The organism is Halalkalibacter wakoensis JCM 9140 (assembly GCF_000513095.1).
GTDB lineage: Bacteria > Bacillota > Bacilli > Bacillales > Bacillaceae_D > Halalkalibacter > Halalkalibacter wakoensis.
The window spans coordinates 1-21,380 of sequence record NZ_BAUT01000063.1 but is presented as its reverse complement, the minus strand read 5'-3'; the positions used below and the strand labels follow the sequence as shown (position 1 = coordinate 21,380).

Annotated in this window: 19 protein-coding genes and 3 pseudogenes; 6 read left to right on the top strand and 16 right to left on the bottom strand. The window is 38.8% G+C overall.

Features of this window, described 5'->3' with window-relative positions; translation table 11 throughout:
* The first annotated feature begins 254 nt into the window (after window positions 1-254).
* From JCM9140_RS17400 to JCM9140_RS25285, 6 genes are read left to right on the top strand one after another with little or no spacing between them, the layout of a single operon-like run.
* A complete protein-coding gene (locus JCM9140_RS17400; RefSeq protein ID WP_052002353.1) occupies window positions 255-932 on the top strand; it encodes a carotenoid biosynthesis protein in 678 nt (225 codons plus the stop codon).
* Window positions 929-1,651, top strand: a complete 723-nt coding sequence (locus JCM9140_RS17395) for a lysophospholipid acyltransferase family protein (RefSeq protein ID WP_034749470.1) — start codon at window positions 929-931, stop codon at window positions 1,649-1,651. Before JCM9140_RS17400 ends, JCM9140_RS17395 begins: the two co-directional genes overlap by 4 nt.
* Before the next feature lie 8 nt (window positions 1,652-1,659).
* Entirely contained in the window at window positions 1,660-2,034 is a 375-nt protein-coding gene (locus tag JCM9140_RS24675) for a glycosyltransferase family 2 protein (protein WP_175578205.1), read from the top strand.
* Between the two features lie 47 nt (window positions 2,035-2,081).
* The gene (locus JCM9140_RS24195) at window positions 2,082-2,756 is read left to right on the top strand and encodes a glycosyltransferase (protein ID WP_175578204.1); all 675 of its coding nucleotides are present in this window, start codon (window positions 2,082-2,084) and stop codon (window positions 2,754-2,756) included.
* On the top strand, window positions 2,753-3,478 hold the full coding sequence (locus JCM9140_RS25290; RefSeq protein WP_369384447.1) for a phytoene desaturase family protein: 726 nt from the start codon (window positions 2,753-2,755) through the stop codon (window positions 3,476-3,478). The genes JCM9140_RS24195 and JCM9140_RS25290 overlap by 4 nt, the downstream gene beginning before the upstream one ends.
* A complete protein-coding gene (locus JCM9140_RS25285) occupies window positions 3,373-4,236 on the top strand; it encodes a phytoene desaturase family protein (RefSeq protein ID WP_369384449.1) in 864 nt (287 codons plus the stop codon). The genes JCM9140_RS25290 and JCM9140_RS25285 overlap by 106 nt, the downstream gene beginning before the upstream one ends.
* Window positions 4,237-4,261: 25 nt before the next feature.
* Here JCM9140_RS25285 and JCM9140_RS17380 read toward each other — a convergent pair whose 3' ends face one another.
* From JCM9140_RS17380 to JCM9140_RS17315, 16 genes and pseudogenes are all read right to left on the bottom strand, one after another.
* Complete coding sequence (locus JCM9140_RS17380) at window positions 4,262-5,119, bottom strand: phytoene/squalene synthase family protein (protein ID WP_034749467.1); 858 nt, start codon at window positions 5,117-5,119, stop codon at window positions 4,262-4,264.
* Complete coding sequence (locus JCM9140_RS17375; RefSeq protein WP_034749465.1) at window positions 5,094-6,569, bottom strand: phytoene desaturase family protein; 1,476 nt, start codon at window positions 6,567-6,569, stop codon at window positions 5,094-5,096. Before JCM9140_RS17375 ends, JCM9140_RS17380 begins: the two co-directional genes overlap by 26 nt.
* Window positions 6,566-8,061, bottom strand: a pseudogene (locus JCM9140_RS17370) (phytoene desaturase family protein). Before JCM9140_RS17370 ends, JCM9140_RS17375 begins: the two are co-directional and overlap by 4 nt.
* 302 nt (window positions 8,062-8,363) lie before the next feature.
* Window positions 8,364-8,495 (bottom strand): annotated as a pseudogene (locus tag JCM9140_RS25470) (citrate transporter); the annotation flags it as partial.
* Between the two features lie 118 nt (window positions 8,496-8,613).
* Complete coding sequence (locus JCM9140_RS17365) at window positions 8,614-9,021, bottom strand: hypothetical protein (protein WP_034749462.1); 408 nt, start codon at window positions 9,019-9,021, stop codon at window positions 8,614-8,616.
* A 217-nt stretch (window positions 9,022-9,238) separates the two neighbouring features.
* Window positions 9,239-9,340, bottom strand: a pseudogene (locus JCM9140_RS23920) (DNA alkylation repair protein); the annotation flags it as partial.
* Between the two features lie 61 nt (window positions 9,341-9,401).
* The gene (locus tag JCM9140_RS17360; protein WP_034749459.1) at window positions 9,402-10,130 is read right to left on the bottom strand and encodes a DUF975 family protein; all 729 of its coding nucleotides are present in this window, start codon (window positions 10,128-10,130) and stop codon (window positions 9,402-9,404) included.
* Between the two features lie 298 nt (window positions 10,131-10,428).
* Window positions 10,429-11,544 carry a GntR family transcriptional regulator gene (locus JCM9140_RS17355; protein WP_034749456.1) on the bottom strand — a complete coding sequence of 372 codons (1,116 nt, stop codon included), beginning with the start codon at window positions 11,542-11,544 and terminating at the stop codon, window positions 10,429-10,431.
* Between the two features lie 109 nt (window positions 11,545-11,653).
* A complete protein-coding gene (gene araA / locus JCM9140_RS17350) occupies window positions 11,654-13,141 on the bottom strand; it encodes an L-arabinose isomerase (protein WP_034749452.1) in 1,488 nt (495 codons plus the stop codon).
* 90 nt (window positions 13,142-13,231) lie between these two features.
* A complete protein-coding gene (gene araD, locus JCM9140_RS17345) occupies window positions 13,232-13,942 on the bottom strand; it encodes an L-ribulose-5-phosphate 4-epimerase (protein ID WP_034749449.1) in 711 nt (236 codons plus the stop codon).
* Between the two features lie 247 nt (window positions 13,943-14,189).
* Window positions 14,190-15,788 (bottom strand): xylulokinase, encoded by a 1,599-nt coding sequence (locus tag JCM9140_RS17340; protein ID WP_034749447.1) that lies wholly within the window; start codon window positions 15,786-15,788, stop codon window positions 14,190-14,192.
* A 316-nt stretch (window positions 15,789-16,104) separates the two neighbouring features.
* Window positions 16,105-17,391 (bottom strand): CitMHS family transporter, encoded by a 1,287-nt coding sequence (locus JCM9140_RS17335; RefSeq protein ID WP_034749445.1) that lies wholly within the window; start codon window positions 17,389-17,391, stop codon window positions 16,105-16,107.
* Between the two features lie 62 nt (window positions 17,392-17,453).
* A complete protein-coding gene (locus JCM9140_RS17330) occupies window positions 17,454-17,780 on the bottom strand; it encodes an AtuA-related protein (protein ID WP_034749442.1) in 327 nt (108 codons plus the stop codon).
* Window positions 17,770-19,089 carry an acyclic terpene utilization AtuA family protein gene (locus tag JCM9140_RS17325; RefSeq protein ID WP_034749439.1) on the bottom strand — a complete coding sequence of 440 codons (1,320 nt, stop codon included), beginning with the start codon at window positions 19,087-19,089 and terminating at the stop codon, window positions 17,770-17,772. Before JCM9140_RS17325 ends, JCM9140_RS17330 begins: the two co-directional genes overlap by 11 nt.
* 291 nt (window positions 19,090-19,380) lie before the next feature.
* Entirely contained in the window at window positions 19,381-20,787 is a 1,407-nt protein-coding gene (locus tag JCM9140_RS17320; RefSeq protein WP_034749436.1) for a sigma-54 interaction domain-containing protein, read from the bottom strand.
* 251 nt (window positions 20,788-21,038) lie between these two features.
* Complete coding sequence (locus JCM9140_RS17315) at window positions 21,039-21,260, bottom strand: hypothetical protein (protein WP_156314912.1); 222 nt, start codon at window positions 21,258-21,260, stop codon at window positions 21,039-21,041.
* Window positions 21,261-21,380 lie beyond the last annotated feature (120 nt).

Below are 21,380 nucleotides of genomic sequence, written 5' to 3'. Positions count from 1 at the left end.
GTTTTTCATAAATAAATTCCCTTCCTTCCCCCTTCACACAAAAGTTAGGTAAAACATAATGATTCCAAAAAGGTATAAGCAACAAAACTATACATACTATCTACAAATGTTATAAAATATCTATACATTCATTATCGTTATTGGGAGGTAAACATGAGCGCATCTATTGATACATTCATTTACCGGTTATTTCTTTTTGGTATGTGATCGGTAGTCATTCTTCTAACATTTGATTTACTTCCGCCTTTTTTAGAGTGGCGAATGCCGTTTTTCTGATTTTAGCCGGTACAGTCGGTGGCATTTATTTTATTAGACAATATGGACCCTCTTTAGGATGGGGAATCAATAGCTTTGTTGTTGTTTTTACTATTTTTGTTGAATGGATCGGTGTTCGATTTGGTCTTTTCTTCGGTCATTATTATTATAATCCTGATTTTGGAGTTAGCCTTTTTGGAGTCCCTATTACAATTGGATTTGCTTGGCTTATGGTGATTGCGACCACTCATGTCTTAGCAAAAGGAATCACTCTCCATCTTCCTGCTGTAGTAAGGTGGTTTGCCTTTCCACTTGTCGGAGCTTTTGCAGCTGTTGTGATGGACTTAATTCTTGATCCAGTCGCTTATTTGGTAAAAGGGTATTGGATTTGGCATGGGGAAGGATTGTATTACGGCATTCCCTTTTCTAATTTTATTGGATGGTTTATTTTAGCTTTTTTCCTTCATCTACTCATTTATTTCCTTGTCTCGAACAAGGAAGTCGAAATTGATCTGTATTGGGAAAAGCAATTGGTTATCTTATATGCCCTTATGATTCTGATGTTTACAATTCTAGCGATTACCGCCGGTTTATGGTTAGCTGCTTTTCTAACGGTAAGTGTAGCAGGAGGTTTGATCGGTCTATACATCTCATGTAAAAGGAGAGTATGGAGATGATTATCGCTAAGAAGAGTATCATCTTTCAGAAAGCCTTTCACCTGTACAATGTAAGGTTGTTAAAAAAATCTTTTTACTCTATCTATTTGTATGAGCAAGAGAGATTTCAACCAGACCGACCTGTTCTATTCTTGTTGAATCATAGCTCTTGGTGGGATGGATTAGTATCTTACTTTCTTTCACAGTCCATTATCTCTTCAGATAGCTACGTCATGATGAGTGAAGAAGGACTAACAAAATATCCTTTTTTTCGTAAACTAGGAGCTTATTCTGTTACTCGTCAAACGATAAGTGGACTGAAACAATCGTTAACGTATACCGAGACTTTGCTAAAAGGAAACAAATCGATTTGGATGTTTCCTCAAGGAGAAGAACAGCACCTTGAAAAGCGCCCATTGCACTTTCAAGAAGGTGCGGCCTTTTTAGCCAAGCGACTAACTGACCTTACCGTTGTGCCCATCACTTATTACTATAGTTTCGGTCACGAACAACAACCCGATCTTTATATTCAAATTGGTTCTGCTATTCGCTATTCTCAAGACAGCAGTCGCAAGCAACTTACCTCTGTCTTTGAAACTACTGTTACCAATCAATTAAACAAGCAACGCGGGTGCATTATTGATAAAAAAATTGGACATTATTCAGTGATCCTTCACGGAAAGCCAACAATCAGTGAACGCTTCACCTCCATCAAAAACAATCTACCATTTAGAAAGTAGGTACATATATGACTTACTTTATCTTGATCTACTGTTTATTTATAGGATGGACGATATTCAATTCGAGGTTTATGCCTAAGATCGATGAAGGTCTAGCCCAACATGATGATCTCATCTCCATTTTAATTCCTCTTAGAAATGAGGAACGCAATGTACCTGGATTAGTTCAAAGTTTAAAAGAATTACATGATCAAAACATTGAAGTGCTATTTTTAGACGATCATTCCTCTGACCAGACTTACAACTTATTAACAGAACTCACGAAAGATAGAAAAAACTTTCACGTTAGGAAAGGAAAACCTTTGCCTGCAAATTGGGTCGGAAAAGTTCATGCTTGCCACCAATTGAGTGCCCTTGCAAAAGGAGACTATCTTTTTTTATAGATGCAGATATTAGGCTACAACCAACTACCATTGAACATACACTAAGTTTGGTTAAGAAACGAAACGCTAGTCTACTGACGGGGTTTCCTCACTTCCCGACAACATCTGTCTTAAGCAAATTACTTGTGCCGATGCAGCATTTCCTTGTTCTTTTTCATCTCCCGTTAGTGATGGCAAACCTCACTAGACGCCCTGCGTTTACAGCTGCTCACGGTGCCTTTATGTTTTTCCATCATGACGCTTATAAAAAAATAGGCGGTCATAAGGCAGTTCAATCGTCTTTAGTGGAAGATGTTGCTCTTGCAAAAGAAATGAAACGATCGAAAGAAACAGTCATTCTAGCCAACATTACGCATGAAGTGAGTTGCTATATGTACGAGACAAACAAAGAGGTTTGGAATGGCTTCGCGAAAAATGCCTTTCCAGGGATCGGTCGCTCTTACCTTCTCGCACTAGGAATTTCCATGTTCTACATCACAACGTTTGTTTCACCGCTCGCTTTAGCCTTTATTGGTTTGTTCACATCGCAACTGTTATACGTTATCCCTTTGCTTTTGATTTGGACACTAAAAGCCTATATCGATTGGACAACAAACCAAAAAAACGGATTGTTTTTCCTAATGCCTTTTTCTGCCCTTATGCTTGTCATCATGTTGCATTATTCGATATTTCTAGCTTTACGAAAAAAAGGATATGAATGGAAAGGACGACGTTATTCATGAATCGTGTCATTATTATTGGTGGAGGTTTAGGAGGATTATCGGCTGCTGTAACGTTAGCTAATGCAGGATATGATGTTCAACTTTATGAGAAAAATAGTCATTTCGGCGGTAAATTGAAAAAAATCACACTTGGAGATGCGACCTTTGATTATGGACCAAACACGATTACAATGCCACATGTCTTTAATGATGTACTTGCAAATACAGGTGTTAACCCAAGTGATTATTTCACCTTTATGAAATTACGTACACATACCAACAACGTCTTTCCAGATGGAACAGAGTTTCTTTTTACTAGTAACCGAAACGACATGGTTACTCAACTAGAGAGACTCGATCCTAAAGGAGCGATGCACTATGATCGGTATCTAAAAGAAATCGAAAAACTATATACCTTATCAGAAAAACACTTTTTGCCTCGGACTTTTACAGGGATAAAAGATTATCTATCACCGACCTTATCTTGGGCTCTCATGAACGTACGACCGTTTGAATCACTGGACCATTTCCATCGTCGTTTTTTTGAAAATGAAAAAATCATTCAAGCTTTGAATCGGTATGCTACATACATTGGTTCCTCACCTTATTCATGTCCCGCAACCTTTGGAATGATCGCATACTTAGAACTGGTTCAGTCTGTTTTTTTCGCAAAAGGTGGGAACACAACAATCGCAGAAGCTTTGCAAAACGCGCCACTGAACTCGGTGCTACTCTTCATGTAAAGGAAGAAGTTGTTGAAATCATCACAGAACAAAACAAAGCAACAGCAATCAAACTAAAAAACAAAGAAGTCATTGAAGCCGATCATATTATATTAAACGGCGACCTATTATCCGTGTACCCAAAATTAATTGGTGAGAGCAAACGTCCTCATTTCACAGATAAAAAGATCTCTACGGTTCAGCCGTCGATTTCTGCTTTTGTCATTTTAGCAGCTCTTGATACACGTCTTCCTAACTTGATTCATCATCAGGTTTATTTTAGTAATGATTATGAAAATGAATTCGTCGAATTGTTTCATGGTCAATATTCAACCGACCCAACCATTTATGTGTGCAATTCTTCTTATACAGATCCATCTCTTTCACCAACTGGAGATAATTTATTTATTTTAGTGAATGCTCCTGCTCTTTCCAAACACAGAGATGATATCGACGTTGCTCACTATAAAGAATTGATTTATACGAAACTTGAACAACAAGGACTTCCCATCCGCAAACATCTCATTCACGAGCAAGTCGTCACACCTAAGGATATTGAAAAAGACTTTTATTCGTTCCGCGGTGCTTTATACGGGTTATCCGCCAATAAGAAAATGGATGCCTTTTTACGACCTTCCAATCGCTCACAAGATCTTTCCAACCTGTACTTTGCAGGTGGCTCGACCCACCCAGGTGGAGGTTCGCCAATGGTAGTGATTAGCGGGCAAAATGTTGCGAATTTACTCATTAAACAAACAAAGGGTGTTCAAAAGGTCTGATTCTTGACCTTTTTGAACACCCTATTTAGGCAGATCCTTCTTTTCTTGTAAGAAGAAGCGTTACGATCTGTTGCATTTGGTCTTTTGAAACGAAGGCCCTCTTCGTAAACACTTCATAATCATTCTCCCTCACCGCTTGTAAAATTCCTCTATATATAAAGAGCGAAGATTGCACCGGTAGTCTTGAATCCTCTGGATATAACTCCATAGATTGTAACGCTTCTTCATAATACCCTTCCGCACGATTTGCAATGTCTTCCCACAATTTGATGAAGTTGTCATTCAATACGTGATTTTGTAAATCTTCCTTCTTGTAATCATAAAGATCCATGATTTCTTTTGGAAGATAAATTCGTCCTTTGTGCAAATCTTCTCCTACATCTCGAAGAATATTTGTTAATTGCATGGCAAGCCCTAATGACACAGCCCCCTCTTTTAATTGGTTATGAGTAGCAGGAGCTAAGATCGGCAGAAGCATCAGACCTACTGTGCTCGCTACATGATAAGCGTACATTTCTAACTCATTGATCGTGTCATACGTTGTTTTCTCAAAATCTAGCTTTTGACCTTTGATCATGTCAAAAAATGGTTGCGTATTCATGTCATAACGAGAGAAGACATCTCTTAAAGCAATCCACATAAAATCATTCATCGGTGTCGTATGTTCTAGAAAATTCTTAAATTGCTTTTCAAACTCATAGAGTTCACTCACAGATCCGCCATTTTCATCCACGATATCATCAACTCGCCGACAAAATGCATAAACGGCCCAAACGGCTTTTCGTTTTGGAGCTGGAAGAATACTAAACGCTTTCGCGAAAGATTTTGAATTTTGCTCAATAACCTCTCGACACTTCTCATATGCTAGATCGATGTAATTCAATGTCCCCACCCTTTCGAACTGAAGTTTGTTTGATATGATTGGCTAGAAGCTTTGCTCCTTGCATAACAATAGGTACTCCCCCACCTGGATGGATACTCGCTCCCACTGCATACACATTTTCATAAGGATAAGGCTTCAGCTGCGGTCTAAAAACTCCTGATTGCGTTAAAGTCGGAGCAATTCCAAAGCTTCCACCTTGATACAACCCATCAACTTGTGCATCAGCTGGCGTTCTGATCTTCTTCCACTCAATGGCATTTCTCAATCCAGGAAAAGCTCTACTCTCTACTTTCTCTATGAGACGATCGACATAATCATCGATTTGATCCCATTTAACCGATTCTCCTGCTGGAACAGGTATTAATAGATACAAAACCCCTTTTCCTTCTGGAGCAAGAGTTGGGTCGATGATGGACGGATGAAACGCATAAATAGAAGGGTTTTTTGGCAATTGTTTGGACACAAACACTTCTCGCATATGCTCTTCTAAATCGTCATTCATCAAAAATTGATGAACATTCGCCTCTTTGTACACTTGATTTAATCCAAGGTAAATAAGGAGGCAACCTGAAGAAGGAATGTATTTCTCCTTTTTCTTCTCCTTAACAAGCTGATTCATTAATGGGAAATCTCCATTGAAAATCACCCGATCAGCTTGCATGTGCTCGCCTTCTAGCATCACACCTGTACTAATTTGTCCTCTTGTTTTGATTTGCTCCACTTTCTTGTTTAAGAGAATCTCAACGCCGCGTTCTCTTAATTTCCGTTCAAATAATTCTACTAAACTCGCATATCCACCTTTTACATACCAGATTCCATGCACGTGCTCACTAAAAGGAACTAGTGAGTACAAGGCAGGTGATTGAAAAGGAGCGCCACCAATATAAAGGGTTTGAAATGAGAATGCTTCGATCAAGCGCTGATGAGTAAAATAGTCATTCGCTAGTTGTTTAACCGTACGATAGGCTTTTAGCTTATAAAGTGTTTTGACATTTTTCATCGTCCAAAATTCCCTTTTCTGAACAAATGATTTATCTAAGAAAGCCTTTTTTCCTTCGTTAAAACGTTCATGCATTTCGGTTAAATACTGCTCGAAGCCAGCTTCTTCACCTGAGTACTTTTGGCTGATTTCCGCTAGCTGCTTGTTTGTATCACTCCATTTCATAAAATGACTACCGTCCGGATAAGAAAGCTTATAAAGAGGATCAACTCGCACAAGCTCATACTCATCCTCAGAAATATCGACTTCCGATAAGATTTCCTTAATCATATGAGGAAGTAAAACAATCGTAGGTCCTTCATCAATTTTGTACCCTTCCTGTTCAACAAAGGCCAACCTTCCTCCTAGACGGCTTTTCTCTTCAAGGATGGTCACCTCTTCTCCCATTTTATTGAGATAAAGGGCCGTGATCATGCCTCCAACACCACCACCAACGATCACATTCTTCATCTGACACCTCTTTTCTTCAGATGGGATTCCACAATGCCATTTGTTGTGATCCGTCCTGATTCAAAAATCGTAGGCAACCCACTACCAGGGTGTGTGCCTCCACCTACTAGCCAGCAGTGATTCAACTCTTGAAATTTATTATGCGGTCTAAAATACATCATCTGCCTTAAGTGATGAGCTAGATTAAATGTAGCTCCTTTGTAAACAAAATAATCAGACTCCCAATTTCGTGGGGTGAGCATTCTTTCCACTTTAATATGCTTACGTAAATTCTTAAATTCTGTTCTGCTCTCTATTTGTGAAAGCACAAGCTCTCTAAAATCTTCTTTGTGCATCTCCCAATCTATTTCACTAAAATTATTCGGTACCGGTGCTAGTATATATAAGCCCGACGAACCTTCTGGCGCTAAAGTCGGATCTGAGACAGAAGCATTTTGAATGTAGATCGAAGGATCGGCTGAAAGCTCTTTCGTTTTCGTAATTTCTTTTACATTTTTCTCATAATCATCAGAAAAAATGATGGTATGATGAGGCAGATCATAACGTTTATCAAGCCCGACGTACATCATAAATGTCGAACAAGAATAATCCTTCTTGAGCAACTTTTCCTTTGAATACAACTTCAAAGGTTGCTCTTCCACAAAAGTGGACATCGCATGAGCAAAATCAGCATTGATAATCACTTCATCCGCATAGACCTTCTCATGATTTTCAAGTTCAACCCCGACAACTGTGCGACCTTCTAAAAGCAAACGCTTCACACCTGAACCAAGATGAATTCTGCCTCCGTACTCTTTCACTACGTTAGCCATCGCTTCAGGGATTTTGTGCATTCCCCCAATCGGGTGATACACACCATATTTGTGCTCCATAAAAGACAAGATACTAAAGGCACCAGGGCACTCCCATGGAGACATTCCTAAATATTTAGACTGAAACGTAAATGCAAGCTTCAACCGTTCATCTGTAAAATAGTTACTTAACACTTCATAAAGAGATTGACCAAGTGACAAGTGTGGAAGAGCTTTTAGTGCACGCAGGCGCAAATAATCAAAAAGAGAACGATGTTGATTTTGTAAAACAGGCAGCAACGCATTCATTTTTTTATCTGTTTCTTTCATAAAACGGATATACCTTCTCCATTTCCAGGAAACAGTTGCTCAATTTGCTCTTTCATTTCCACTTGATTTCGGGTGGGAAAGAAACTTAAATCAGAGAAGATTAACTCATACATCGGGTCGATCTCCCGTAATTCAATATAATCCTCTAGCTTTCTACCAGCTAGTTCAAAGATTTCCTCAAGAATGTACGGCATGCTTAAGAATGTAGGGCCCAAATCAAATGTAAACTCATCCAAAGTAAATCCAGATGTTCTTCCCCCTACAAAGCCCTGCTTTTCAAACACGTCTACTTCATACCCTTTACTAGCTAAAAGCATGGCAGATGTTAGACCACCTGGACCTGCTCCTATCACAATTATTTTTTTTGGGATCATCCTACCCTCTCCCCATTTGTTATACAAAACATGAACTTATGTTATACATTCAATATATACAGTCTTTGTTAAAAGTGCAATTCTTTTGCTTACATTTTGTAAGTGAACATTGAACACCTTATTTCGTTTCTTCCCTTCTAAAAATTCTGTTTTAGATATCAGTTAGATGGTCTCCTTAACGTCAAGAGATAATCTTCGTAAAATTAGCAATGAAGAATATAAGTTACATTTGCTGATCTCTTTTATAGGAATGCAAAAAAGAAGGTTTCGGTCATTTCCCGAAACCTTCTTTTCCATGATTAAATCGCACCCGTAATCCACGCTACAATCACCATCACAATTGATGTTCCAAACGCCCACTTAAAGATAAACTTCTGATGATCGCCTAATTCTACCCTAGCTAATCCAATTAACAGGAACGTTACTGCGGTTCATGAACTTAGCGGGAACCGGTTGTCACTTATCCTAAAATAGAAACTCGCGCCACACACTCTCTAGTATTTTTTATAGAATATTCGTCTGCCCCTACCCCTTATTTCTACTAATAACTTAAAAAGCAAAAAGATAGATGGCAAAAACAGATATAAATAGTGTGTCCATAACTACCAAGTACAGTTGCATTTTTGACTCTTTTACTTTTGCTAAGCTGTAATTAAAAATACTATCGTACAATCCGATGATAAATAGAACACTCGTAACAATAATTACAACTATGCTACCTGTGATTGATATTGCAAGTAAATAAAGCAACCAACGACGGAAAAAATTAAATACTAATACGAAAACTAAAAATGAGAGTGCTTCTGGTTTTATGTCTATCTCATCTTCAGAGGAAATCTCACGAAGCTCTTTTTGGATTTTTTTATAATCGATCAAATAGCTGATATTAACCCATAATAAAATAAGGCAATAGATAATAATAAAGATCTCTTCATTCCCACTAACAAAATCAACCATCTAAGCACCTACCTTTTATGAAAAATAGAAAGCTATTCTTCTTCACTATGTTAGTTTAACATATTTTTCCAATTTTTCGCATAAAAAAGAGTGCAACACCGCAACTCGTCACCGGCACTTCTTCCATGGCTGATTATGATTCAAAATACGTCTCAAAGATGTTTTTTAAAGCTTCTCGTTTACTAAGCGACTTTAAGTTATTTGTAGCAACAAATAACTACTCGTTCTCGGGGCAAGTTTTTGCAGATTCACGCAATCCCCATCCAATTGCTTTTTGTACGAAAAATTCGTCGCTACTTTCTCGCCTTAAAATGTAACGGAAGGCCCGTTCCTTATAATATCTGTTCGAGAAAAGTCCCTTTAGATTTCTTCATTAAAATCTACACTTTCTCCAACCACTCTTTTTGTCTCTTCTTCCGTAAGAGGTCTCGGTAGAATGCTAATCTCGCAACTTCAAAGATAACCAAACTCACGATCGCTCCGATTAGGAATAAGACAAATCCGAGTATGAAGGCCACCCCTGTTAACAGGAAAAATCCGAACAATGCCCACCGGTGTCCCTTCATAATGGAAAAGCTCTCTTTCATGCTGCGGAAGGTCCCTTTTTTCGGATCATCATATAAAATATATAAGACTTGAGATAGTCCTAAAAACAACCAAATGAACAACGCAAATAGACTGACAAAAGCAACAAACACCATCATCAAACGAACATTTATATCTGCCGCTATCATAAAGAGAGTTCCTAACACCGAATAAATACTCATTAAACTGATCATTTGAATGAACAAGTACGTTATGAATAACACGAAAAACCCTTTAAATAGTAACTGAGGATGTCGAAATGGATATGTACATGCTCTTTGAAATCTCTTGCTCATCGTTTGTTCGCTTCGAGTTATATAGTCAATCATGATAAAGAATAAAATGCTGTTTACTAACGCTCCTGCAAGTAATGACATGAGTGTCCTTGACGTTAGGACGGAAAGTGGATCAAATCGAATAATCATCGTACCCGAAATAGGCATTGTCCCTAACAACATTTTAATGATATAGACTAATAGCACCATTCCCGTGATTTTCAACCAATTTCCGTAAACGAAATGCATCTTTTACTGCTGTTCCAATCATAAAAAACTCCTTCTACTTCTAAATAAGCTATTTTTCTCCCAGTTGAACAATAAACACATAGATTAGCGTAACATAAATAACGCTTTGAGTCGCTTTTACTTGTAAATTGTAAGAATGTAGAAATGCCATTATAAGCCTTCACGAAAAAATATGGGACTCTCTCCCCTCCAACACAAAGCAGGTTGATGAGGAACTTATCGCTAAGACAGAAGAAGAACATTTGGCTCAGACCTGACTTCATTAACATAAAAAGTAGACCGCCCCTTCTGAGACAGTCTACTTATTTATTTGTTTAGTAGAATCTCGAATCATTAATTCGGGATCAATGACGATCGATTCAACTGTGTCCCTTGCTAATTTTTGCGAGCTCTTTCCTTCTTTGATGATATCTAACATCATCCTTGCAGCACTTTCACCCAGCTTACTCTTAGGGTGTTGAATTGTCGTCAATTTAACTTCCGTGACATTGGCCAGAAAGGAATCATCAAATCCTACAATTGAAATATCTTCAGGAACTTGAAGGTTTTTTTCTCGAATAACATCAAGCAGCCTAATGGCTAGTTCATCATTATAACAAACAATAGCCGTTGGTACGTCTTCAGCTTCGGATAACTTTTCACGCAAAATTTCAACTGGTTTCGTTTCTTTCTCTTCAGAACTGTAGGTGACAATATTACTCGGCTCAATGAAGATTTCGTGCTCACGGTGTGCTTTAAGATATCCCTTCATTCGCTTATTACCTTGTATATCATCCGTTTTAAAAAAACCGATAATATCGGTATGTCCCAATTCAATGAGATGATCTGTTTGAATATACCCACCCTTCTCATCATTCATCGTGATACTAAGCGGATCTAACTCATCATAATAAGCATTGATCATAATATATGGGATAGTTTGTCTTTCTAAGTTTAGATAATCATTAATATTTGGATTAAATAATGCACTTTTAGTTGGTTCAATAATAACTCCATCAAAACGCTGTGTTAAGATTTTTTTAAGGGCCCTTCGCTCACTTTCATGATTATTATTAGTATTAAACAAACTAACATGATACCCATGCTGACTTAGATAAGATTCCGCTCCCCTAATAATAGAAGGAAAAATATAATCCGATATGTACGTCGTGATGATCGCTATATTTTTTTGATTGCTTACATTCGTACTCACTTCGATTTCTGACCGGTCTACACAAAACGTCCCCGCACCTTGCTCTCGATATAACCACCCTTGAGTGACGAGCTCACCAATAGCAACACGGACTGTATGTCTACTGACGTCAAATTGCTTCATCAATTCAGCCTCTGTATAAATCTTTTGATGAGGTTGGAATGTTCCGTCAAGTATTTTAGACATAATGGCTTGTTTGACAATATTGTATTTTGTTTCGATCTTGATTCACCCCCCATAACACACTGCGACTCTATCCATTATAAACGGAATCCTTATAGAATAAAAAGAAAGTAGAGATTTAATCTCTTAAACCTCTACTTCATTGATACTATCTTCTCCAAATTGCTTCATTCCACTTTAATTCATTGCGGAATTGTCTCACTTTTGTATCTTTATCGATGACAACCACTTCTATTTTCGCCATATCAGCAAAGTCGTATAATTGTTCTGTCGTTACATCAAAAGAAAACACAGTATGGTGCGCACCTCCAGCATAGATCCAAGCTTCTGTAGCTTCGCTTAATGATGGTTGCGGTTTCCACAATACTTTAGCTACTGGTAAATTTGGCGTCTCAATCGTTGGTTGTTCAGCTTTCACTTCATTAATTACAAGACGGAATCTACCACCTAGTTCGATAAGTGAAGCATTCACAGCATCGCCACCTCTACCATCAAATACTAGACGTGCCGGATCCTCTTTCCCACCGATACCTAGAGGGTTAACAACAATTTCAGGTTTAGTAGCTGATACAGTCGGACAAATTTCAAGCATATGTGAACCGAGAATCATTTCGTTACCAGGCTCTAAGTGGTACGTATAATCTTCCATGAAAGAAGTTCCTTTATTACCAGAAATAATTTTCATTAGACGTAGCAATGCAGCTGTTCTCCAGTCACCTTCACCGGCAAATCCATATCCTTCTGCCATTAAACGTTGCGCAGCTAATCCAGGAAGTTGCTTCATTCCATGCAAATCTTCAAAATTTGTAGTGAATGCGTTGTAATTTCCTTGAGACAAGAATGCTTTTAACCCTAACTCGATACGTCCTTGCTCAAGAATAGAGTCTCTAACAGCTCCTGGCTCACTCGCTTCTGCTGGGAGCTTATACAATTCACTATACTCTTTAAAAAGTAAATCTAGCTCTTCATCTGTTACATTGTTCATTTCTTCAACTAAATCACCAATACCATAATAATCTACTGTCCAGCCAAATTTAATTTGTGCTTCCACTTTATCTCCATCCGTTACCGCAACGTTTCTCATGTTATCACCGAAACGAGCCACGCGAATGTTCGGACCTTCTGTAACACCTACAGCCGTTTTCATCCAGTTAGCTAATTTAGTAGTTACATCTTTGCTTTGCCAATGTCCAACAATCACTTTTCTTGAAACATCCATACGAGTTCCAATAAATCCGTACTCTCTGTCCCCATGAGCTGCTTGGTTCAAGTTCATGAAGTCCATGTCAATTTCGTTCCATGGGATATCGCGGTTATATTGGGTATGCAGGTGAAGCAATGGTTTTTGTAGAGCAGTTAGTCCTGCGATCCACATTTTTGCAGGAGAGAAAGTGTGCATCCAAGTAATGACACCTGCACAATTTTCATCTGCATTTGCCTCAATGGCTAGTTTCTTTATTTCATCTGCTGTCTTAACAACAGACTTGTATACGATAGTAAAAGGAAGGTCTCCTTCTTTATTTAACCCTTCCACAACTCTCTTCGAGTTGTTAGCTACCTCGCGTAATGGTTCTTCTCCGTATAGGTTCTGACTTCCAGTAACAAACCAAAATTCATAAGGTCTTGTTTGTAACATTTGAATCCTCCTAAAATTAATTATAAAATTACAGTTCAAGTACAATCATTTCATAGCCTGATAGACTTCATGTAAGATATACGCGCCTATTTACTTACTTAACTCTCTTTTATTCTGCTGGCCATAATAGGCATTTCCGCCATGTTTCCTTAAATAATGTTTATTTAATAACGTTTGATCCATCGTTGGAATTTCGGGGTTAATTTGATATGTGTGAAAATTCATTTTCGCCACTTCTTCTAAAACAACCGCGTTATGCACTGCTTCATGGGGATCTTTCCCCCAATTGAATGGAGCATGACTATGAACGAGCACACTAGGAATCTGCATAGGATCAATCTCCTCAAATGTTTCAACTATGACATTTCCAGTTTCCAATTCATACTCCCCTTGTATCTCTTCTTCTGTCATCCTTCTCGTACAAGGTACGGTACCGTAAAAATAATCGGCTTGCGTTGTGCCTAACGCTTGAATAGGTTTGCCCGCTTGCGCCCAACTTGTTGCCCAAGGAGAATGTGTATGAACGATTCCCCCAATGTCAGGAAAATTTCGATAAAGAACTAGATGTGTAGGAGTATCAGATGACGGCTTTAACTCACCTTCCACAATAGTGCCCTCTAAATCTAGTACAACCAACTTTTCTACAGTCAACTCCTCATAAGGAACTCCGCTTGGTTTGATAACCACTAAACCTTGTTCTTTATCGAAACCGCTTACATTTCCCCAAGTAAAAGTCACCAACCCATATTTAGGTAAAGCTAAATTCGCCTCTAACACCTGCATCTTCAAACTTTCTAACATTAGTTGTTCAACTCTCCTTTCAACCAACTTACAACTTGTACGTATATTTTTCTTCTACAACCAAATATTAACTTAATTTGTACGTACAATCAATATGTATTTTTAAAAAAGGAAAGCAATATTGTCGTAGTCATGGCCACCCGCAAAACGAAAGTGTTTGTACAGTCCAGCTGCAAAGAGTATTCGAATGTAAAAACAGCAAAAAAACGACAGGGACTAATTTATCCCCTGTCGCGCTGTCATTTCTTTATTGATAATTTTCTACTGCCGCTCTTTCAATTGCAAGTCCGCTCTTATAATGTTTCATAAATTGCTCATAACCTTCTACATCTTTAGGGTCTGGAGAAACTGTCTTCACTGCTTGATCTACAAACACGTTCTTGTTCAAATACTCTTCTAACGTTTCTTCTTGCCTTTTGTTGATCATATACGATCCAAGCAGAGCAATCCCCCACGCTCCACCTTCACCTGCATTTTCCATAACAGAAACAGGAACATTAAAAGCAGCAGCCAAAATTCCTTGCCCGACACCTTCTGTCTTAAATAAGCCTCCATGACCTAAAACTTCATCCAGTTTTACGTTTTCTTCTTTAAGCAAAATATCCATACCAATTTTCATGGCTCCAAACGCTGTAAATAAATGAACACGCATGAAATTAGCAAGATTAAAATTGCTTCCTGAAGAACGAACGAACAATGGACGACCTTCTTCAAAGTGGGTCATATGTTCACCTGAAAGATAACCATAAGATAATAGGCCACCAGCATCCGGGTCTCCTTGAAGGGCTTGCTTAAATAAAGTTTCATATAACTTATTCGTGTCACTTTCAATACCCATCGCAGCTAAAAATTCACCAAATAATCCAACCCATGCATTCAAATCAGAAGAACAGTTATTGGAGTGAGCCATCGCTACCAAACTACCTGCTGGTGTAGTCACCAAGTCAATTTCAGGATAGACTTTGGACAAATCTTTCTCCAACACCACCATTGCAAATGCAGACGTCCCGGCCGAAACATTACCAGTACGTTTTGCTACACTGTTTGTGGCAACCATACCAGTTCCCGCATCACCTTCTGGCGGACAAAGCGGAATACCAGCCTGCAGCTCTCCGGTAACATCCAAAAGCTTTGCACCTTCTTCCGTAAGCACACCAGCGTTTTCGCCCGCCACCAAAACGTTAGGAAGAATCTCCTCCAATTTCCATGGTAGGTTCTTATGATCAATCAAATCATTAAATTGATTGATCATTCTTTGATTATAGTTCTTCGTGTTCAAATCAATTGGAAATACACCAGATGCCTCCCCGACTCCCAAAACCTTCTGTCCTGTTAGTTTCCAATGAACATAACCAGCTAGCGTAGTCAGGAAACGAACGTCGCTAATATGTTCTTCCTGATTTAAAATAGCTTGATACAAGTGAGCAATACTCCACCTTTGAGGAATTTGATAGTTAAACCGTTCGGTCAATTCTTTCGAAGCCTGATCGGTAATATTGTTACGCCACGTACGAAACGGGACTAAAAGCTCTTCATCTTTGTCAAAAGCCATATAGCCATGCATCATTCCACTAAAACCAATTGCGCCAATTTTTTGCAAAGTGATGCCATACTGCTGTTTCACATCGTTAGCCATCTGTTGATAGCTGTTCTGTACACCTTTCCAAACTTCCTCCAGGCTATAAGTCCACATATGATTCACATAACGATTTTCCCAGTCATGGCTACCGGTTGCGATTGGTGCATGATCTTCACCAATAAGAACTGCTTTAATTCGAGTTGATCCAAGTTCTATACCTAGTATTGTTTCCCCGCTTGAAATGGCATTTTTCACATCAAGACTCATATAATTTTCCTCCAATAGTTTAATAGTTTAATAACCCCGTTTCGTAATCGCTTACAATTCTTTGTGTTGAATGCTACTTAGGTAATGCTACATCGAATTACCTTCATGACTATCAGCAATCCTTTTCCAAATACGAAACATCTTGTACGTATATATATAATTCCACCTTCATCGTACTATAATTGGTACGTACAATCAAACGCATCTTGTTTTGACAATAGAAGCTTTCTGTTAAATTTGCTGATCTCTTTTTTAGGAATGAAAAAAGAAGATTTCGGTCATTTCCCGAAACCTTCTATTCCTTCCTATTCCATCATTAAATCGCACCCGTAATCCACGCTACAATCGCCATCACAATCGTTGTTCCAAACGCCCACTTAAAGATAAACTTCTGATGATCGCCTAGTTCTACCCTAGCTAACCCAATTAACAGGAACGTTGCTGCGGTTAACGGACTTAGTGGGAACCCTGTTGTCATTTGTCCTAAAATAGAAGCTCGCGCCATCTCAATCGAAGCGACTCCATACATTTCAGCCGATTGACTTAAAACCGGCAATACTCCAAAATAGTACGCATCTGGCGTAAACAGCAAACTGATTGGCATACTAATCACGGCTACTAGAAGAGCCATTGATCCTCCTACCCCTTCAGGAATAATGTTAACCATCGCTAACGCCATTGCTTCAATCATCCCAGTTCCACCAAGAATTCCTGTAAAAATTCCTGCTGCAAATATAATCGAAACAACTGTTACCATACCAAGCGCCTGACTTTTGACTTGCTCTTGTTGATCATCTGGTTTTGGATAATTAATAAGCAAAGCGACAGCAAATGCAACCATAAAAACAATCGGCAATGGCAGCCATACTTTTATTAACGCCACAATCGCTAAAATGGTAATCGCTAAGTTAACAAGAAATAGCTTTGGTCTACGCATGTTGCGATCTTCGTCGGATAGCTCTTGTTGATAGTTGTATTCGAAGTCGTGCACGCCTAAACGTTTTCTTTCGCGTTTTCCAAGAATATATGCGACAACTAATACCCAAATGATTCCGGCAATCATGGCTGGAATAAGAGGAGAGAAAATCGCGCTTGGGTCTAATCCTAACGCACTTCCTGCCCGTGCAGCCGGTCCTCCCCATGGCATCATGTTCATAATCCCTGCACCTAAAGCCACAACACCAGCTAAAACTAAACGACTCATTTTCAATTTTTCATATAAAGGCAAAAGAGCTGGGATCGTAATTAAAAACGTTGATGCCCCAGAACCGTCTAAGTGTGTAACCATTGCAATAACTGCTGTTCCAACTACAATTTTCAACGGATCACCTTTGACCATCTTTAAAACTCTAGATATGATTGGGTCAAATAATCCTGCATTGTTCATCACTCCGAAAAATAGAATGGCGAACCCTAGCATAATTCCCGTTGGCGCTACACTTTGAATCCCATCAAGCATCAGAGGACCAATTTCTGCACCAAAACCTCCGATTAACGCAAATACTAACGGAACAATAATTAATGCAACAATAACCGAGACCTTTTTTGTTAAAATTAAGAATAAGAACACTGCAATCGTTAAAAACCCCAACGTCGCTAACATATGATTCCTCCTTACAAAGTTGTTTTTAAGCGCTTACATTTTATGGATAACCTACCTAGCAATTAAGAAGGTAGATGAACTTCCATTTCTAATAACGCACTGCTTAAGCTCTTTCCATGAGTATCTAACGCAAGCGATGTCGTGACCCCTCCTAGCAAACTATTCTTGCAAACAAAGTTGTATGCTTTAATCGATTCCACATCATAGCGTATAACATCCCCATCGATAATATCTTTTAAATGCTCTTTCACTTTTTCAGCCGTTACGACTTTGCCGAGCCATTCATAATCTTCTTCTTTATATGGAATAAGTGATAAGTTAGAAGTGTTTCCTTTATCTCCTGCCCTGCTATGTGCAATTTCATATAGTTTTATGGACTTACTGTTCATGTTGAAACACCTCCACGTTTACCTGTTTATCAACGACTTCCCTTTCAAGCAACGTTGATACAACACCTACACATTCAGAAACTTTCTTCCTTGCTCCTCCGCCTCCGTACGGTCCATTCGTATAGAGAGCTTCTACTTCATTTCCTAATTGTTTTGCGAGTTTCTGATCTTCACATAATGCCGCAGCCCGGAGCCTAACCTCATATGGGTAATGTGCACCAAAACTTGTTCGATGTACCGAAGAACATCCGATCAAATCAACCCGCATATTAGGGATCTCTTTAGATAACCGTCTTCGTAAAATCTCTTCAGCCATCTTTCCTCTTTCTACAGCCGTTGTTCCTGCATAAGAGATCTCGCCTTCACTTAAATAACCTGCATGATAACCAATCGACACCTTATAACTGCTTGGTTTCTCTTTCCCTGACCCTCCAGAAACCTTTACTTCGTTTTCACCGACTTCAATGAGTTTTACATTCGAAAAATCTGCTGTAACATCTGGAGTTAAATAGTGAGCAGGATCATGTACTTCATATAATAATTGTTCTTTCACAGTCATCAGATTGACAGCTCCACCCGAGTCTGGTGTCTTAGAAATGACAGCTGTGCCATCTTCCTGAATGGTTGCGTATGGGAACCCTAATTCAGCTAAGTTCGGTACTTCCTTCATCCCAGAGTCCGCAAAGTACCCCCCGGTAATTTGTCCAGCGCATTCTAACAAGTGACCAATGACTGTTCCTTGACCTAACCTTTCATAGTCATCGACTGACCAATTGTAGTAGTCGATCATCGGAGCAAGAAAGAGCGATGGATCAGCCACTCGACCTGTGATGATAATATCGGCACCAGTCGTTAAAGCTGGGAGTAACGCCTCCACTCCTAAGTAGGCATTTGCTGAAATGGTTTGATAGTCTTTTACTGTGTTTTTGTTTTCTAAAATCTCTTGATCCGTGTGTAGTTCTTTTACGACATCATCGCCGGTCACGACAGCAACCTTGCATGAAATATTTAGTTCTTTTGCAATTTCAATTATTTTGTTTGCGGCTGCTGTTGGATTAGCTGCACCCATATTGGTAATGATTCGGAAACGTTTTTCATTCAGTACCGGAAGCAATGCATGCATACGTTCACTCAGTAATGGGTCATACCCTTTTTTAGGATCTTTTTTCTTATCTTTTTGAGCAATCGCAATCGTGCGTTCGGCTAAGCATTCTAACACTAAGTAATCTAAATCTACTTTTTGCGCTAACTCTACTGCTGGCTCCAGGCGATCCCCTGAAAAACCAGCTCCACTGCCTATTTTCAACATGGACATTCACCTCATTTACTTAACTACAGTCTCTTCTACTGCGATATCTTCATCTGCTTTTCTTTTTAACAAAATCCTAGTCCTTTTACCTCCCCTTTTGTAACTAACGCTTGCTAATCTAAATGCAACAACTGTGCCAAAATAAAAAACGCTTTGTGTAAGCGTTTTTATCTGAGGGGTTTCTAATTTTTTAGAATTCGAAATTAGGTATGACGTCATTTTCACTTTTTAAACACTGGTTGAACCTACATTTCTAAAAAATTAGAAATCTCAAAGCAGTATTCTAATTTCTTAGAAATCAGCAATATCATACTTTTTCATTTTGTTATAAAGTGTGGCTAACGACACCCCTAGTGCTTTCGCTGCTCTTTTTTTGTTTTCTAGTCCCGGCCCGTAGTTTGTTAAAGCATCTGTGATCACTCTTCGTTCCGTCTCATCAACAGCTTCTTTTAACGAATAGCTATTCGTCTTGTTGTGAGACACAGTCAGATTCTCATGATGAAACGTACTTGGTAAATGTTCAGGTAAAATCTCTTTACCGTCTGTCATACAGATCGCATATTCAATCGTATTTTTCAATTCTCTCACATTACCAACCCAGTCATAAGCTTGGAGAATACTCATGGTTGAATCGTGTAACCGGTAGAAAGATCCTCTATCTAGATGACTGTCATGCTTGTTAAGAATAAAATCAACAATTTTAGGTATATCCTGCTTTCGCTCACGAAGCGGAAGAATGTCAAGCTGCAACACATTCAAACGATAAAATAAATCTTCACGAAATAGGTTTTTCTCAATGAGTTGTTGAAGATCACGGTTCGTTGCGGTAATGACCCGAACATCAATTTGTCTTTCTCTTGCTTCTCCCACTTTTCTAATTGTATTTTCCTGTAAGACACGTAACAACTTTGCCTGCAACTCGTAAGATAATTCGCCTATTTCATCTAAAAAAATCGTTCCTGTATGAGCTATTTCAAACAAGCCTAGCTTGCCGCCTTTTTTCGCATTTGTAAACGTTCCTTCTGCATAACCAAACAACTCACTTTCAATTAGTGCTGCAGGAATTGTTGCACAATTTACGGGAATAAACGGCTGACCAGCACGAGAGCTCGCATTATGAATCGCTTGAGCAAACAGCTCTTTACCCGTTCCACTTTCTCCAATGATTAACACCGGCAAATGAGATTCCGCCGCTTTTTTCCCTAAGTAGGCCACTTCTTTTAAGCCACCTTCTGTCCCAATAATCTGATCAAACGTGTATTTAGCTTGATACAAAGATCCCATCTGCTCTTTTAGTTGTGACAGCTTCTGCTTATTTTTCTCTAACTCTTTAGACAGCTTATGTACTTCTGTTAACCCTTTACAGATTGAAACGGCACCAATGATTTCTTCATTTAAGAGAATAGGAGCCATATCGACAACATATTCAACATTGCCTTCTTGTCGATAGACACCGATCCGTTCCTTTCCGTCTTTTAGCGTCTCCACCAGTTGAGCTTTAGGCCTAACCGTACGAAGGGGTTTGCCGATGATATCTTCAGGCTTTACTCCCGTAATACGGGTGTATTCTGGGTTAATTAACCTTACAATTTCACCTGAATCGATTACAAGTACCCCGTCATGAATGGAATGGATGGCAGCTTTGAACCATTCTAGTTGATCTTCAAGTGAAAGGTCTTTTAAGTTTTCGTAAGGCATGTTGGAACCTCCCTCATGTACCTTGTCGCAATTCGAAGTACGACTGTGAGTCTTTCATTCATAATTAACGTTGCTTTTCATTATTATATCATCTCTAATTTTACGCGACACTAGTGGTACATTTATAGTTCCATTCCTTCTCCTTCCTCTTTGGTCCAAAGAACTTCTTCCAAACATAAGAAAAACCTTCTAATGGTTTAGTTAATCCATTAGAAGGTTTTTTTCATTTCTTTTTTATAATGAATGTTTTATTACCATTTGCCATTCGTCTCTAAGATCGACTTTAAATCCCGAAACAAGTTGTTATGGGTTCTAGCCATTTGCTTGCCATCATGTTTATCCGTATGTTCAATGCTTGTTAGCCAAGCTTCTTTTCCTTCGTGTGGATTTTTGATGGACAGGTGAATCGTATTTTCGTCTTGCTTCCAAATGTTTACGTTCAGTCCTGATAATGTTTTTGTCTCTTTTGACATGTTCATTCCTCCAAGTTTCACTGTTTGAAGTTTTTTCGAGTTCGTTGTATATCTCACGACTTGCATCATAAAATTCTGCTAGTCATTGCATTTTCAATTCTACTATATTACCCCACTAGT

What these genes read in the sequence shown, in the direction of transcription:
- JCM9140_RS17395 (WP_034749470.1), top strand. Translation starts at nt 929, where the DNA reads ATGATTATCGCTAAGAAGAGTATCATCTTTCAGAAAGCCTTTCACCTG.
- JCM9140_RS24675 (WP_175578205.1), top strand. Translation starts at nt 1,660, where the DNA reads ATGACTTACTTTATCTTGATCTACTGTTTATTTATAGGATGGACGATA.
- JCM9140_RS25290 (WP_369384447.1), top strand. Translation starts at nt 2,753, where the DNA reads ATGAATCGTGTCATTATTATTGGTGGAGGTTTAGGAGGATTATCGGCT.
- JCM9140_RS17375 (WP_034749465.1), bottom strand. Translation starts at nt 6,569, where the DNA reads ATGAAGAATGTGATCGTTGGTGGTGGTGTTGGAGGCATGATCACGGCC.
- JCM9140_RS17365 (WP_034749462.1), bottom strand. Translation starts at nt 9,021, where the DNA reads ATGGTTGATTTTGTTAGTGGGAATGAAGAGATCTTTATTATTATCTAT.
- JCM9140_RS17360 (WP_034749459.1), bottom strand. Translation starts at nt 10,130, where the DNA reads ATGCATTTCGTTTACGGAAATTGGTTGAAAATCACGGGAATGGTGCTA.
- araA (WP_034749452.1), bottom strand. Translation starts at nt 13,141, where the DNA reads ATGTTACAAACAAGACCTTATGAATTTTGGTTTGTTACTGGAAGTCAG.
- araD (WP_034749449.1), bottom strand. Translation starts at nt 13,942, where the DNA reads ATGTTAGAAAGTTTGAAGATGCAGGTGTTAGAGGCGAATTTAGCTTTA.
- JCM9140_RS17340 (WP_034749447.1), bottom strand. Translation starts at nt 15,788, where the DNA reads ATGAGTCTTGATGTGAAAAATGCCATTTCAAGCGGGGAAACAATACTA.
- JCM9140_RS17335 (WP_034749445.1), bottom strand. Translation starts at nt 17,391, where the DNA reads ATGTTAGCGACGTTGGGGTTTTTAACGATTGCAGTGTTCTTATTCTTA.
- JCM9140_RS17330 (WP_034749442.1), bottom strand. Translation starts at nt 17,780, where the DNA reads ATGAACAGTAAGTCCATAAAACTATATGAAATTGCACATAGCAGGGCA.
- JCM9140_RS17325 (WP_034749439.1), bottom strand. Translation starts at nt 19,089, where the DNA reads ATGTTGAAAATAGGCAGTGGAGCTGGTTTTTCAGGGGATCGCCTGGAG.
- JCM9140_RS17320 (WP_034749436.1), bottom strand. Translation starts at nt 20,787, where the DNA reads ATGCCTTACGAAAACTTAAAAGACCTTTCACTTGAAGATCAACTAGAA.
- JCM9140_RS17315 (WP_156314912.1), bottom strand. Translation starts at nt 21,260, where the DNA reads ATGTCAAAAGAGACAAAAACATTATCAGGACTGAACGTAAACATTTGG.